Here is a 13,287-nt window from a genome sequence, read left to right as displayed (position 1 = left end):
GCTCGGGTTTGCGGGTCTGGCGCCTCTTCACCTCTCCCTCTGGGCGAGAGGTCGACCGTCTTTGGTCGGGTGAGGGGGCCTTACCCAAGCACCGGACAACGAGAAGGCCCCCTCACCCGGCGCGGTCGCGCCGACCTTTCCCCCAAAGGGAGAGGTAAGAAAGAAGAAGGATCAAGAATGACCTCCTACCTCGCGAAGTCCGGCCTCTCCGTCCATCCGCTGCTGGTCGATTTCGTCGAGAAGGAAGCGCTTGCGGGCCTTGCCGTAACCGCCGAGCAGTTCTGGTCCGGCTTTGCCGCCCTGATTGCCGAGCATGGGCCGACCAATGCGGCTCTGCTGGCCAAGCGCGACCAGATCCAGAGCCAGGTCGATGACTGGCATCGCCGGTATGGTGCCGTCGCCGACAATCCGCAGGGCTATGAATTCTTCCTTCGGGAAATCGGCTATCTGGTGCCTGAGCCAGCCGACTTCACCATTGAGACGACCGGGCTCGATCCCGAAATCACCACGCTCTGCGGCCCACAGCTGGTGGTGCCGGTCTCCAATGCGCGCTATGCGCTGAACGCCGCCAATGCCCGCTGGGGCAGCCTCTACGACGCGCTCTATGGCACCGATGTCATCAGCCGCGACGGTGGATTGGCGCCGGGGCAGGGCTTCAATGCCGCGCGCGGCGCGGCGGTGGTCGACAAGGCTGCCAGCTTCCTCGACGAGAACTTCCCCCTTGCCAGCGGCAGCCATCGCGATGTCACGGGCTATCACGTCATCAAGGATGGCGAGACCCGTCACCTGCAGGTCGACACGGCCGCTGGTCGCACCGGCCTGCGCGATCCGGGTGCCTTTGTCGGCTATGGTGGCACCGAAGCCAAGGGCGAACTGGTGCTGCGCCATCATGGCCTGCATGTCATTCTCGTCATCGAGCCGGGCAGCGTGATCGGCGGCATGCACAAGGCGGGGCTGAGCGACGTCATCGTCGAGGCGGCGCTCACCACCATCCAGGACTGCGAAGACTCCGTTGCTGCGGTCGATGCCGAGGACAAGGTTGGCGTCTATCGCAACTGGCTCGGCCTGATGAATGGCACGCTGGAAGACACGTTCGAAAAGGGCGGCAAGACCGTTACCCGCAGGCTCAATGCCGACCGGACCTACAAGGACGTCAGCGGCGCGCCGCTGGTGCTCAAGGGGCGCTCGCTGCTGCTGGTGCGCAATGTCGGCCACCTGATGACCACTGATGCCGTGTTGTTCGATGGCAAGCCGATCGGCGAGGGGTTGATGGACGCAGCTGTCACCGTGCTCTGCGCCATGCAAGACAAGGTCAACAGCACGACCGGCGCCATCTACATCGTCAAGCCCAAGATGCACGGCCCCGAAGAAGTTGCCTTTGCCTGCGCCATCTTCGCCTCGGTCGAAAAGATGCTGGGCCTCGCCCCACTCACCATCAAGATCGGCATCATGGATGAGGAGCGCCGGACCTCGGCCAATCTCAAGGCGGCGATCTACGAAGCCCGCCAGCGGGTATTTTTCATCAATACCGGTTTCCTCGACCGCACCGGCGACGAGATCCATACCTCGATGGAGGCGGGCGCTGTGCTGCGCAAGGACGAGATCAAGTCCGAACGCTGGATCGCCTCCTACGAGGACCGCAATGTGCTGATCGGCTTGGCCTGCGGGCTGTCTGGCCGGGCGCAGATCGGCAAGGGCATGTGGGCGCGGCCGGACGACATGGCGGCGATGATGGCGTCCAAGGCGGCCCATCCCAATGCGGGCGCCAATACCGCCTGGGTGCCGTCGCCCACCGCCGCCACGCTGCATGCTCTGCATTATCACGAGGTCGACGTGTTCGAAGCGCAGAAGCGCCGGCACAATCAGGCCGTGCCGACCCTGTCGGAACTCTTCTCCATGCCGGTGCAGGCGCCGTTCTCATTGAGCCGCGAGGAGATCACCCGCGAGCTGGAAAACAACGCTCAGGGCATTCTGGGCTATGTCGTGCGCTGGGTGCAGCAGGGCGTGGGGTGCTCCAAGGTGCCCGACATCAACAATGTCGGGCTGATGGAAGACCGGGCCACCTGCCGCATATCGAGCCAGGCCGTCGCCAACTGGCTGCGCCATGGCCTGGTCAGCCGGGACGAACTGACCTCAACCTTCGAGCGCATGGCCGCCGTGGTGGACGAACAGAATGCCGGCGATCCGCTCTACCGCCCGATGGCCGAGAACTTCCAGTCCATTGCCTTCCAGGCGGCACTCGACCTGGCGCTGCACGGCGCCGATCAGCCCAGTGGCTATACCGAGCCGCTGCTGCATGCCGCCCGGCGCAAGGTCAAGGCGCGCGACGGGCACTAGTCGACGAAGTCGAACTTGTCGACGTCGAACAGTCCGCGGTCGGTCATCTTGAGGTGGGGGATGACGGGCAGCGCGAGGAAAGCAACCTGCAAGAAAGGTTCCGGCAAGCTGCAATCAAGTGCGTAAGCAGCTTGCCGCAAAGCGTGCAGGTCATGCGTCACCTCCTCGAATGGCTTGGGGCTCATCAGCCCGGCAATCGGCAGCGCCAGTTCCGCCGTTACCCGGCCGCCGTCCGAGACGACGAAGCCGCCATGCAGCTCGATCAGCCGGTTAACGGCCACGGCCATGTCCTCGTCGGTGGCGCCGATCACCGTGATATTGTGGCTGTCATGGCCGACTGAGGACGCGATGGCGCCGCGCTTGAGGCCGAAGCCCTTGACGAAGCCGCGGCCGATATTGCCATTCTTGCCATGCCTCTCGATCACCGCAACCTTGAGCACATCGGCCTCGAGATCGGGCATTGTGCCGCGATCGCCGCTCGGCAGCACCGCGGATTCGCGGAAGGTCAGGATCAGGCCCGGCTTGACCCCAATCACCGGCGTCTGGTTGCGGTCGGCGCGGACGGGCACGATGAAGTCGTCCGGCGCCACCGGCTTGGCCTTCATCGAGCTCAGCCCCACAGCAGCGACCGGCCGGCGCGCGGCGAAGAGGTCCGGAGCAACCAGTCGTCCCGCCGTCACCACATCGCTGACGCGGCAATCTTCCAGGCTGTCGAGTAGCGCAATATCGGCGCGCCAGCCTGGGGCGACCAGACCGCGATCGCGCAGGCCGAAGATGCGGGCGGCCGAGTGGCTGGCCGCGCGATAGACGTGGTGCAGCGGCCGGCCCATGGCGATCAGGCGGCGGATGGAGCTGTCGAGGTGCCCCTCCTCGGCAATGTCGAGCGGGTTGCGGTCATCCGTGCAGAGCGCAACGAAAGACGAGGTGTTCTCATCCAGCACCTCGGCCAGGGCCTTGAGATCCTTGGAAACCGAGCCTTCGCGGATAAGAATGGCCATGCCCTTGGCCAGCTTTTCGCGCGCTTCGGCGGCGCTGGTGGCCTCATGGTCCGTCCGGATGGCGGCGGCCAGATAGCCGTTGAGATCCATGCCGAGCACCAGGGGTGCATGTCCGTCGATATGGCCGCCTTGGAAGGCGGCAAGTTTGGCGATGATGCCCGGATCGGCATGGAGCACGCCGGGAAAGTTCATCATTTCGGCGAGGCCGATCACCTTGGGATGGGAACGGAAAGGCTCCAGGTCCTCGATTTCGAGCGCCGCGCCGGCCGTTTCGAAGGCGGTCGCGGGGACACAGGATGAGAGGTTGACCCGCACATCCATCACGGTCTGTTCGGCGCAATCGAGGAAGTAGCGGATACCCTCGGCGCCCAGCACATTGGCGATCTCATGCGGATCGCAGATGACCGTGGTGACGCCATGCGGCAGCACGCAGCGGTCGAACTCGAAGGGGGTGACCAGCGAGGATTCGATATGCAGATGCGTGTCGATGAAGCCGGGCACGGCAAAGCGGCCCTGTCCGTCAATGACAGTCTTGCCCTCATAGCGCGCATGGGTGCCGACGATGCGGTCGTCGACAATGGCGATGTCGGTTTCGGTCACCGCGCCGGTGATCACGTCGAGCAGGCGCACATCCTTGATGACCAGGTCGGCCGGTTCCCTGCCCTGTCCGGCCATGATCATGCGGGTGAGGGCGGCGGCACTGGTCATGGAATTATCCTGGGTAAAGTCACGGGCAAGGGTCGGACGGCATGCGGCCTGCGTCAAGGCCGGCGGAACCTGCATGGCACGCGGCACGTTTGCCATCAACCGACAGAGGAGAGCGTCATGGAAACCTACGATCCGAAAAAGAGCCAGACCGAAGTAAGGCAGGGCAGCCCACGCAAGATGAACCTGCGCGTGCTGATCATGTCGCTGAGTGCCGTCATCGTGCTCTTTGCCGTGGTTTTCCTGGTTTTCTCGCTCACCCAATCCAGCCCCGCCTGATGCGATGCGACTGATCAAGGTTGTCCGCGCTGATCTGACGCTTACCCGGCAAAAGCGGGGCAAGGGCTTCTGCTATCGCGATGCAACGGGCGCCCTGATCTGCGACGCTGCCGTTAGAGGCCGGATCAGGGCGCTCGGCATCCCCCCTGCCTGGCGCGAGGTGCGGATCGCCGAACGCGTCAATGCCCATATCCAGGCATTGGGGATCGATGAGGCCGGGCGCGACCAGTATATCTATCATCCCGAATGGGAATTGCGGCGGCATGGCAAGAAGCAGCTCCGGCTGGCGGCGCTGACGTCCGTGCTGCCCAAAGTGCGTCGCAAGGTCAGTTTGGCGCTGGCGGCCGAAACCGGCAGTCGCGAGCTGGCGCTGGCCATCGCGGTGGCATTGATCGACAAGACGGCGATGCGCGTTGGCCGCGAGAAATACCTCAAGCAAAATGGCACCCGCGGCGCTGGTACGCTCTATACGCGTGATGTCCGGGTATCCGGCGACGAAGTCTGTATGACCTTTGATGCCAAGGGCGGACAGCGGGCGGAATATTGCGTGATCGATGCCCGTCTCGCCCAGGCGGTCGCTCGCATCAAGACCCTGCCGGGTAAGCGCCTACTGGTCTTCCGGGATGAAGCTGGCCAGGTGCGGCCGATCAAGACCGGCGCGATCAATGCCTATCTGCGCGAGCTGGCGGGCGTGGAAATCTCCGCCAAGGATTTCCGTACCCTGCATGCCAGTGCCCTCGCGGGAGAAGCGCTGGCACAGCTGGAGGTTGGCGGGTCGGACACCGCGCGGCGGCGGCAGATGGCCCAGGTCGCGCGCGAGGTTTCCGAAATGCTCCGCAATACGCCGGCGATCTGCCGGAAATCCTATATTGCGCCCTGCCTGTTCAAGCTGTTTGACGACGGCCGGCTGAAGGCCATGTGGGACGGGGCCGGCAAAGGCCAGGCTGGGCTACTGGCGCGCGAAAAGCGGCTCGGGGTAGTGCTGGCCGCCATGGCCTAGGCCGATACGACCTCAGGGCTCTCTGGTTCGAACGCGTTCGCCCTGTCGGCAAACATGGTGGTGATCTGATCCGCCGGAACGCCGCCAGAAAACAGAAAGCCCTGCAGGGTATTGCAGCCCAATTGCCCCAGAATCGTTGCCTGCCCGTCCGTCTCCACACCCTCGGCGGTCACTGCGAGATCCATCGCATGGGCGAGGCTGACAATGGCCTGGGTGATTGCTACCGACACGTGGCCATCGGCGAGCTGAGAAACAAAGGACCGGTCGATCTTGATGCGGTCGACGGGGTAGAGCTTGAGATAGCTCAGCGAGGAATAGCCGGTGCCGAAGTCGTCCAGCGCAATGTGGATGCCGGCGGATCGGAAGGCGCGCAGGTTCTGTCCGGACAGATGTTCATTGTCGAGCAGGATCGATTCGGTGATCTCAAGCTCAAGATCGACGGGGCGCATGCCGGTATGGCTGAGGATATCGAATACCTGGCTTGAAAAGCGCGGATTGCGCAGTTGGGTGGGGGAGATGTTGACGGCAATGGTACGCCCCGGCGCCGTGGCGCCGAGCTCGCAGGCCAGGCGGAGGACAAACTCACCCAGCGCTTCGATGAGGCCGGTATTCTCGGCCACGGGAATGAAGCGCGCGGGAGAAATCTGCCCATATTTCGGGTGGTGCCAGCGGGCGAGACACTCGGCGCCGATTACCTTGCGCGTTTGCTGATCGACCAGCGGCTGGAAGACCACCGAAAGTTGGTCATCGCGCTGCAGCGCCTCGCGCAGTTCGGCTTCGATCGTATGCTGGAGCTGCAGCAACTCGTTCATGTGCTCCTCATAGACAACGGCGCGGTTTCGTCCGCCCGCCTTGGCCTCGTAGAGCGCAATGTCGGCCTTGCGCATCAGCTCCTGGGCTTCGGCATTGCCGGCACCGGCGTGGACGATGCCGATGCTGGCGCCGACATGTGCCTTGAACCGGTTTAGATCAAATGGCTGTCCGATCGCCTCGATGATCCGGCTTGCCAATGCCGTGGCCATGCCGTGGTCACGTTCCACGATCAGCATCACGAATTCATCGCCACCAAGTCGGGCAATTGTCACGCCGGGGCCCACGATCGAGCGGATGCGCTGGCCAACGGCACGGATCAGCTCGTCGCCGGCCTGGTGACCAAGCGTGTCGTTGACCTGTTTGAAGCGGTCGACATCGAGCATTAACAGGGCAAGGCCGGCCGCCCTGCGCGGCTGGTCGGCGAGAGCGCGGGCCAGTTCGGCATCAAAGCTCGTCCGGTTGGGCAGGCCGGTCAACAGGTCATGAGCGGCCTGATATTCGGCCTCGCGCCGCTCGGCCTCGAGCGCAGCGGACGAGTGGCGCAACTTGCGCAGCAGCAGGAAGACCAGCACTGCGGCCATGATGAATGCGGCGGCCAGGACCGGCCCGGTCTGGCGGAGAAGCATCAGGCCAGGCCTGTCGCGGTTCCACTCGAAGAAGGCAATGAAGCGCCCGGCGGAGCTGAAGATCGGATATACGGCGCGATCCGGATCATCGGTGCGGCTCAGGCTGAACCTGCCCTGTTCGAAGAGATACTCCCGGGCCAGTTCGGCGGCAGCGGCATCGTCAAGGTATTGCACGGCGGCAATCAGGGGCTCGGTGCCGGGCGGCTGGACGATTGCGCCCGTATCGGAGACCAGGGTCATTGCGGCGATGAGGGAGGGCATGCCGTCCACCACGGCATAATCGGCCAGGGCGAGCGGCTGGTGCGAGGTCCCGGGGGTGGCCGGTGTGTGGGGCAGAGCGCGCAGCCGGTCGACAAGCAGTTGCACCGGCCCCGATGGGCCTGCACCCGCTTCGACATCCTGGGAAATGCCGTCGCGCATGAGATAGAGCGGCTGGTTGGTGCCATCGAGCACAACGGTCTGGTCGTGTCCGAAAAACTCCTGCGGCCAGGCTCCGAGATTGGTGTTCACCCAGTTGAAGTTGAACATCAGCCGCGTATTGATCACGGAGTCGTCCCAGATGGCGACGCTGCCCAGTTCATGGATCAACTGATCCTGGCGGGCGTCCATGACCTCGTGGATCATGTTGGCCTGGCGTTCAAGGGCCCGCTGGTCGATGCCGGCAGTGGACCACAGGACAAAGCCGAAGGTCGCTGCGGCGGTTACGCCCAGCGCCAGAACAACGGGTAAGAGAATGGCGGCGGAAAAGTGCCAGCGCTCGAGCGTCGAGGTTTCAGACGGCATCTAGTGTCCGGATTGGCCATTGCAGATTTTGACTGTAGCAGCGGGTAATTGCGGACTGGTTACCAAGCCAAAACAGTGTTCGTCTGCAGCCTGTTAGCCGTTTTCCTTGAACAGGACTTCCCGATCCTGCGTAAAATTGGCCAGCAGGGGCAGGCAGGCGCCGCCGATTTCGCGCGCGCCGAAGCCGATCGTGCCCTCGGCAATGGTGAACGGGGCGAGCCCCTGCAGGTCGAAATTGACCAGGGCCGCCCGGGTCGCCTGCACCAGGTTGGCGCGAACCGCCTCGGGGAAGGCGCCATCGATGACGATGGTGCGGAAATCGATGATGGAAACGGCGCTGACCGCGGCTATGGCTAGGCTACGCGCGGCATCGTCGATCCAGGCCTGCAGGGGCTCGCCCAGTTCGCCCCACCGGCCCGGCTCGCGCCAGAGCACCTGCGGGTCCATGCCTGCGGCGGTGAGACGGTCAGCCAGCACATAGATTGAGGCGCTGCGCAGGATCTGCTGGAAGCCGCCATCACCCGTGGGCACGGGCAGGGGGCCGATGGCGCCACCATAGCCGGTGCGTCCCGGAAACAGGTGCCCATTGAGCACGACGCCGCCACCGATGAAGGAGCCAAGGAAGATATAGAGGAAGTCGTCGCCATGCTGGCCATGGCCCAGCACGAGTTCGGCGGCGCAGGCGGCGGTGCCATCATTATGGAAATAGACGGGCCAGGGGCTGATAGCGGCGATATCGCCGCGAATATCGGCCTGCCGCCAGTCTTCCAGCACATCCGGGGGCGCGCCAAGCTGGGATTCCCAGTTCCACAATTCGAAAGGCGAGGCGATGCCGAAGCCGGCGATGCGCTGCCGCTCTGCCGCGTTCAGTGACGCGGTCAATTCTGCGATGCCGCGGCCGGCAAGAGCGCGGATGATCTGGGGCGTCGGATAGGGATGCGGCTCGTGGATCCGCCCCAGCACGGTGCCGGCAAAGTCCATCAGTACGATATCCGAGCTACGGCGGCCGATCTTGAGGCCGAGAAAGAATGCGCCGCGTGGATTGAGGGCATAGGGCACCAGCGGCTGGCCAACCTTGCCGCGGAGCGGGTCGAGTCGAATGATGATTCCATCGGCCTCGAGGCTGTTGGCAATGGTGGAAATGGTTTGCGGCGACAGCCCGGTGCGGCGCGCGATGTCGGCCTTGGGCAGGCTGCCATGGCGGCGGATCAGGGAGAGTACAAGGCGCTCATTGTAGAGCCGCACACCCGACTGGTTGGTGCCCCGGCTCAGATCGTCCAGGCCAGTGCGTCCCACGCCCCTTCTGACCATCAAGTCGCCCCTCCGTTAACCCGCATACGCTTTTCAGGATCAGCCATAGGCGGCATGAAACGCCAAATTGCAATCGATTTCATTGGGTTATTGCGTTTCCTCGGCACTAGCAAAGGGCAAGGGCCGCCCTCTGTCAATTAATAAATCACTTGGATTAACTTATTGACAGCGGCGTGCCGATGCATTGTTATGACGGTCATTGGGACGGGTGAGGACGAGAACGCGCCCGGCCTTTTTGGCGGATCGACGGCCCGGATAAGGGCTGCGGACGCCCATGTGAAATCCTCGGGAGGATATATTGATGGGTAAGTTTTTGAAGGTCGCGGCCGCCGGGGCCGTGATGCTCGGCCTCATGTGCGGAACGGCTGCCTATGCCCAGGAAGTCGTGGTGGGCCTTATCACCAAGACCGAAGGCAATCCGTTCTTTGTGAAGATGCGTGAAGGCGCCCAGGCCAAGGCCGACGAACTCGGGATCGAGTTGCGCACCTTTGCCGGCAAGTTCGACGGCGACAATGACAGCCAGATCGCGGCGATTGAAAACCTCATCGCTTCGGGCGCCAAGGGCTTCGCTATCGTGCCGTCCGACTCCAGCGCCATCGTGCCGACCATCCAGCAGGCGCGCGATGCCGGTCTGTTGGTGATCGTGCTCGACACGCCGCTCGATCCGATCGATGCGGCCGACGCGACGTTTGCCACTGATAACCGCAAGGCAGGCATGCTGATCGGCCAGTGGGCTGCCGGCACGCTCGGTGACGCGGCCGCGACTGCCAAAATCGCGCTGCTCGATCTGGCAGTGAATCAGCCGACTGTGGACTATCTGCGCAACCAGGGCTTCCTCGAGGGCTTCGGCATCGACGTGAAGGATCCCAACAGGATCGGCGATGAGGATGATCCGCGCATCTGCGGGTCCGAAGTGACGGCCGGCGCGCCCGACGGTGGCCGTACCGCCATGGAAACGCTGCTGCAAAAATGCCCGGACATCAACGTTGTCTATGCGATCAACGAGCCGGCCGCAGCCGGTGGCTATGAGGCCCTCAAGGCCGCGGGCCGTGATGACGGTTCGGTGCTGATCGTCGCCGTCGATGGCGGCTGCCCGGGTGTCGCCGACGTCAAGGCCGGCGTGATTGGCGCCACCAGCCAGCAGTATCCGCTCCTGATGGCCTCGATGGCCATGGAGGCCATCAAGAAGTTCGCCGATACCGGCGAGAAGCCCTCAGCCACCGAAGGCCTCGATTTCTTCGACACCGGTGCAACCCTGGTGACTGACAAGCCAGTCGACGGCGTTGAATCCATCGACACCACCAAGGGCACCGAGCTCTGCTGGGGCTGATCCCTCAATAAAAAATCTGCGGGTCGCCCCCCGGGCGGCCCGTCTGTCGTTTCTGCGAGACCCTGGGAGGGGCGTTGATGAGTGATGATGCAACCGGTTCGGCGACAGCCGAAAAGGGATTGGCCGGGGCCACGCAAACCGTTGCCAGCTTCGAGGAGGATACGCCCAGCATGGTGCGGCGCATGCAGGCCTTCCTGCACAGCTATCCCACCGCTATTCCCTTCATCGTGCTGATCGTCGGCATTGCCTTCTTCTCTGTCGCCGCCGGTTCCAAGTTCTTCGCGCCGTTCAACCTGTCGCTGGTGCTGCAGCAGGTCACCATTATCGGCGTGCTGGGCATTGCCCAGACGCTGATCATTCTGACCGCCGGCATCGACCTGTCGGTCGGCGCCATCATGATCCTGTCCTCCATCGTGATGGGCCGGCTGTCGGTCGTTGCCGGTGTGCCGGTCGAGATTAGCTTCGTGCTGGGCCTCGCCACGGGCATCCTGTGCGGCCTGATCAACGGCGTGCTGGTGGCGCTGGTCAAGCTGCCCCCCTTCATCGTGACGCTGGGCACCTGGTCGATCTACGGCGCCATGATCATCTTCATCTCGAACTCCGAGACCATCCGCAGCCAGGATATCGCGGCCATAGCGCCCATGCTGCAATGGATGGGCGCACGAGTGGCCCTGGGTGGCGGCGCCATCCTGACGGCCGGCTCCATGGTGATGATCCTGATTGCGGCGACCGTCTGGTATATCCTCAATCGCACTGCCTTCGGCCGCCACATCTACGCCACCGGCGACGATCCGGAGGCGGCACGCCTGGCCGGTATCAACACGAAGATGACGCTGATCGGCGTCTATACGCTGGCCGGGTTCATCTGTGCTTTGGCGAGCTGGGTGCTGATCGGTCGCGTCGGCGCGGTGTCCCCGCTCGGCAGCCAGACAGCGAACCTCGATTCCATCACTGCGGTGGTGATCGGCGGCACGTCACTGTTCGGCGGGCGCGGCTCCATTGTCGGCACGCTGCTTGGCGCGCTGATCGTCGGCATGTTCCGCAACGGGCTGGCTTTGGCCGGCGTCGACGTGCTCTGGCAGGAATTTGCCGTGGGCGCCCTCATCATCATCGCTGTCACCACCGACCAGTGGATCAGGAAGATCTCCGCATGAGCCTCGATCAGACTGCAAGCCTTACCGCCACCCCGATTGCCGGACCGCAACCGATCCTCAGCGCCACTGGCCTGCAGAAGCGTTATGGCAAGGTGGTGGCGCTGGACCATGCCGATTTCGAGTTGATGCCAGGAGAAATCCTGGCGGTCATCGGCGACAATGGCGCGGGCAAATCCACCCTGATCAAGGCGCTATGCGGCGCGGTGATTCCTGACGCCGGCACTGTGCGGCTGGACGGCTCACCTGTGCATTTCAAGTCACCGATGGAAGCGCGGCTCGCCGGTATCGAGACGGTGTATCAGAACCTGGCCTTGTCACCCGCCCTGTCGATCGCCGACAACCTGTTCCTGGGCCGCGAAATGCGCAAGGCGGGACCGCTGGGCAACATCTTCCGGCTGCTCGACCGGTCACGGATGAACAAGCTCGCCCGCGAGAAGCTCAGCGAACTCGGCCTGATGACCATCCAGAACATCAATCAGTCGGTCGAGACACTTTCCGGCGGCCAGCGCCAGGGCGTGGCCGTGGCCCGTGCGGCCGCCTTCGGCTCGAAAGTCGTGATCATGGACGAGCCAACGGCCGCCCTGGGTGTGAAGGAAAGCCGGCGCGTGCTGGAGCTGATGCTGGACGTCAAGCGGCGGGGCATGCCCATCGTGCTGATCAGCCACAACATGCCGCATGTCTTCGAAGTGGCCGACCGCATCCATATCCACCGCCTGGGCAAGCGGATCGCGGTGATCAATCCCAAGGACTATTCGATGTCCGATGCGGTGGCGATCATGACGGGCGCGATGCAGCCGCCGGGGGCATAGTCATCACCCCGGCCGTGGGTTAGAAATGCTCGTCCGCTGGGCGATTGCCCGGCCACTCGTTCATCTATGCCCGGGATTCCAGCATGACCCAAGTCCGCGCCCTCGTCCTTGAACGCCAGCACGAGCTGGCCCTGCGCGATATCGATCTGCCGCTTGATGTCGGACCGGGCATGGTCAAGATCGCCATCCATACCGTGGGGGTCTGCGGTTCGGACGTGCACTATTACACCCATGGCAAAATCGGCCCCTTCGTGGTCAATGCCCCCATGGTGCTGGGGCACGAGGCCGCCGGCACGGTGACAGAGGTCGGGGCCGGCGTGACCCATCTCAAGGTGGGCGACCGGGTCTGCATGGAGCCGGGCATTCCCGATCCCAATTCCCGCGCCAGCCGGCTGGGCATGTACAATGTCGATCCAGCGGTGAACTTCTGGGCGACGCCACCCGTGCATGGCGTGCTGACCCCCGAGGTCGTGCACCCGGCGAACTACACTTTCAAGCTGCCCGACAATGTGAGTTTTGCCGAGGGCGCCATGGTCGAGCCCTTTGCCGTGGGCATGCAGGCGGCCACCAAGGCCCGGATCACGCCCGGTGACACTGCCGTGGTTCTCGGCGCAGGTCCCATCGGCACCATGGTCGCGCTGGCCGCGCTGGCGGGCGGTTGTGCCCGGGTCATCGTGGCCGACCTGGCGCAGCCGAAGCTCGATATCGCAGCGCAGTATCAGGGCGTCATACCGGTCAATATCCGCGACAGGAATGTCGTCGAGGAGGTCGCGCGGCTCACCGAAGGCTGGGGCGCCGATGTGGTGTTTGAATGCTCGGGCTCGCCGCATGCCTGGAAGACCATCATGGACCTGCCGCGGCCCGGTGGTGCCATCGTCGTGGTCGGGCTGCCGGTGGACCCGGTGGCGGTGGATATTGCCGGCGCCTCGGTGAAGGAATTGCGGATCGAAAACGTCTTCCGCTATGCGCACCAGTATGACCGCGCCATCGCACTGATCGCCTCGGGCAAGGTCGACCTCAAGCCGCTGATTTCCGAAACTTTTGCCTTCGAGGATTCCAGGAAGGCGTTCGACCGGGCGGTGGAAGCGCGGCCAAGTGATGTGAAGCTGCAGATCAGGGTAGCGGCTCAGGGAGACTGACCT

Annotated in this window: 10 protein-coding genes; 7 read left to right on the top strand and 3 right to left on the bottom strand. The window is 63.9% G+C overall.

Features of this window, described 5'->3' with window-relative positions:
* The first annotated feature begins 177 nt into the window (after window positions 1-177).
* A complete protein-coding gene (locus ACLI1C_RS14505; RefSeq protein ID WP_411397855.1) occupies window positions 178-2,337 on the top strand; it encodes a malate synthase G in 2,160 nt (719 codons plus the stop codon).
* On the opposite strand, the gene ade is transcribed toward ACLI1C_RS14505, so the two are convergent.
* Window positions 2,334-4,043, bottom strand: a complete 1,710-nt coding sequence (gene ade / locus ACLI1C_RS14500) for an adenine deaminase (protein ID WP_411397854.1) — start codon at window positions 4,041-4,043, stop codon at window positions 2,334-2,336. The two genes, ACLI1C_RS14505 and ade, sit on opposite strands and share 4 nt — an antisense overlap.
* Before the next feature lie 117 nt (window positions 4,044-4,160).
* Between ade and ACLI1C_RS14495 the strand changes: the two genes are divergently transcribed.
* On the top strand, window positions 4,161-4,319 hold the full coding sequence (locus ACLI1C_RS14495; protein WP_411397852.1) for a hypothetical protein: 159 nt from the start codon (window positions 4,161-4,163) through the stop codon (window positions 4,317-4,319).
* 4 nt (window positions 4,320-4,323) lie between these two features.
* Window positions 4,324-5,319, top strand: a complete 996-nt coding sequence (locus ACLI1C_RS14490) for a DNA topoisomerase IB (RefSeq protein WP_411397850.1) — start codon at window positions 4,324-4,326, stop codon at window positions 5,317-5,319.
* On the opposite strand, the gene ACLI1C_RS14485 is transcribed toward ACLI1C_RS14490, so the two are convergent.
* The gene (locus tag ACLI1C_RS14485) at window positions 5,316-7,541 is read right to left on the bottom strand and encodes a putative bifunctional diguanylate cyclase/phosphodiesterase (RefSeq protein ID WP_411397848.1); all 2,226 of its coding nucleotides are present in this window, start codon (window positions 7,539-7,541) and stop codon (window positions 5,316-5,318) included. The two genes, ACLI1C_RS14490 and ACLI1C_RS14485, sit on opposite strands and share 4 nt — an antisense overlap.
* A 93-nt stretch (window positions 7,542-7,634) precedes the next feature.
* Entirely contained in the window at window positions 7,635-8,852 is a 1,218-nt protein-coding gene (locus tag ACLI1C_RS14480; RefSeq protein WP_411398344.1) for an ROK family transcriptional regulator, read from the bottom strand.
* 301 nt (window positions 8,853-9,153) lie between these two features.
* Between ACLI1C_RS14480 and ACLI1C_RS14475 the strand changes: the two genes are divergently transcribed.
* The 4 genes from ACLI1C_RS14475 (at window position 9,154) to ACLI1C_RS14460 (ending at window position 13,284) form a co-directional block, all read left to right on the top strand.
* Window positions 9,154-10,182 (top strand): sugar ABC transporter substrate-binding protein, encoded by a 1,029-nt coding sequence (locus tag ACLI1C_RS14475; protein ID WP_411397847.1) that lies wholly within the window; start codon window positions 9,154-9,156, stop codon window positions 10,180-10,182.
* Between the two features lie 77 nt (window positions 10,183-10,259).
* Entirely contained in the window at window positions 10,260-11,336 is a 1,077-nt protein-coding gene (locus ACLI1C_RS14470; RefSeq protein WP_411397845.1) for an ABC transporter permease, read from the top strand.
* Window positions 11,333-12,145 (top strand): ATP-binding cassette domain-containing protein, encoded by an 813-nt coding sequence (locus tag ACLI1C_RS14465; protein WP_411397843.1) that lies wholly within the window; start codon window positions 11,333-11,335, stop codon window positions 12,143-12,145. The genes ACLI1C_RS14470 and ACLI1C_RS14465 overlap by 4 nt, the downstream gene beginning before the upstream one ends.
* An 83-nt stretch (window positions 12,146-12,228) precedes the next feature.
* Window positions 12,229-13,284, top strand: a complete 1,056-nt coding sequence (locus ACLI1C_RS14460; RefSeq protein ID WP_411397842.1) for an NAD(P)-dependent alcohol dehydrogenase — start codon at window positions 12,229-12,231, stop codon at window positions 13,282-13,284.
* The last annotated feature ends 3 nt before the right edge of the window (window positions 13,285-13,287 follow it).

The organism is Devosia sp. XGJD_8 (assembly GCF_046614475.1).
In the GTDB taxonomy this organism is placed as follows: domain Bacteria; phylum Pseudomonadota; class Alphaproteobacteria; order Rhizobiales; family Devosiaceae; genus Devosia.
The sequence above is the reverse complement of the archived record's forward strand: the minus strand, read 5'-3'. Positions and strand labels throughout refer to the sequence as shown.

What these genes read in the sequence shown, in the direction of transcription:
- ACLI1C_RS14480 (WP_411398344.1), bottom strand. Translation starts at nt 8,852, where the DNA reads ATGGTCAGAAGGGGCGTGGGACGCACTGGCCTGGACGATCTGAGCCGG.
- ACLI1C_RS14490 (WP_411397850.1), top strand. Translation starts at nt 4,324, where the DNA reads ATGCGACTGATCAAGGTTGTCCGCGCTGATCTGACGCTTACCCGGCAA.
- ACLI1C_RS14460 (WP_411397842.1), top strand. Translation starts at nt 12,229, where the DNA reads ATGACCCAAGTCCGCGCCCTCGTCCTTGAACGCCAGCACGAGCTGGCC.
- ACLI1C_RS14475 (WP_411397847.1), top strand. Translation starts at nt 9,154, where the DNA reads ATGGGTAAGTTTTTGAAGGTCGCGGCCGCCGGGGCCGTGATGCTCGGC.
- ACLI1C_RS14465 (WP_411397843.1), top strand. Translation starts at nt 11,333, where the DNA reads ATGAGCCTCGATCAGACTGCAAGCCTTACCGCCACCCCGATTGCCGGA.
- ACLI1C_RS14485 (WP_411397848.1), bottom strand. Translation starts at nt 7,541, where the DNA reads ATGCCGTCTGAAACCTCGACGCTCGAGCGCTGGCACTTTTCCGCCGCC.
- ACLI1C_RS14505 (WP_411397855.1), top strand. Translation starts at nt 178, where the DNA reads ATGACCTCCTACCTCGCGAAGTCCGGCCTCTCCGTCCATCCGCTGCTG.
- ade (WP_411397854.1), bottom strand. Translation starts at nt 4,043, where the DNA reads ATGACCAGTGCCGCCGCCCTCACCCGCATGATCATGGCCGGACAGGGC.
- ACLI1C_RS14495 (WP_411397852.1), top strand. Translation starts at nt 4,161, where the DNA reads ATGGAAACCTACGATCCGAAAAAGAGCCAGACCGAAGTAAGGCAGGGC.
- ACLI1C_RS14470 (WP_411397845.1), top strand. Translation starts at nt 10,260, where the DNA reads ATGAGTGATGATGCAACCGGTTCGGCGACAGCCGAAAAGGGATTGGCC.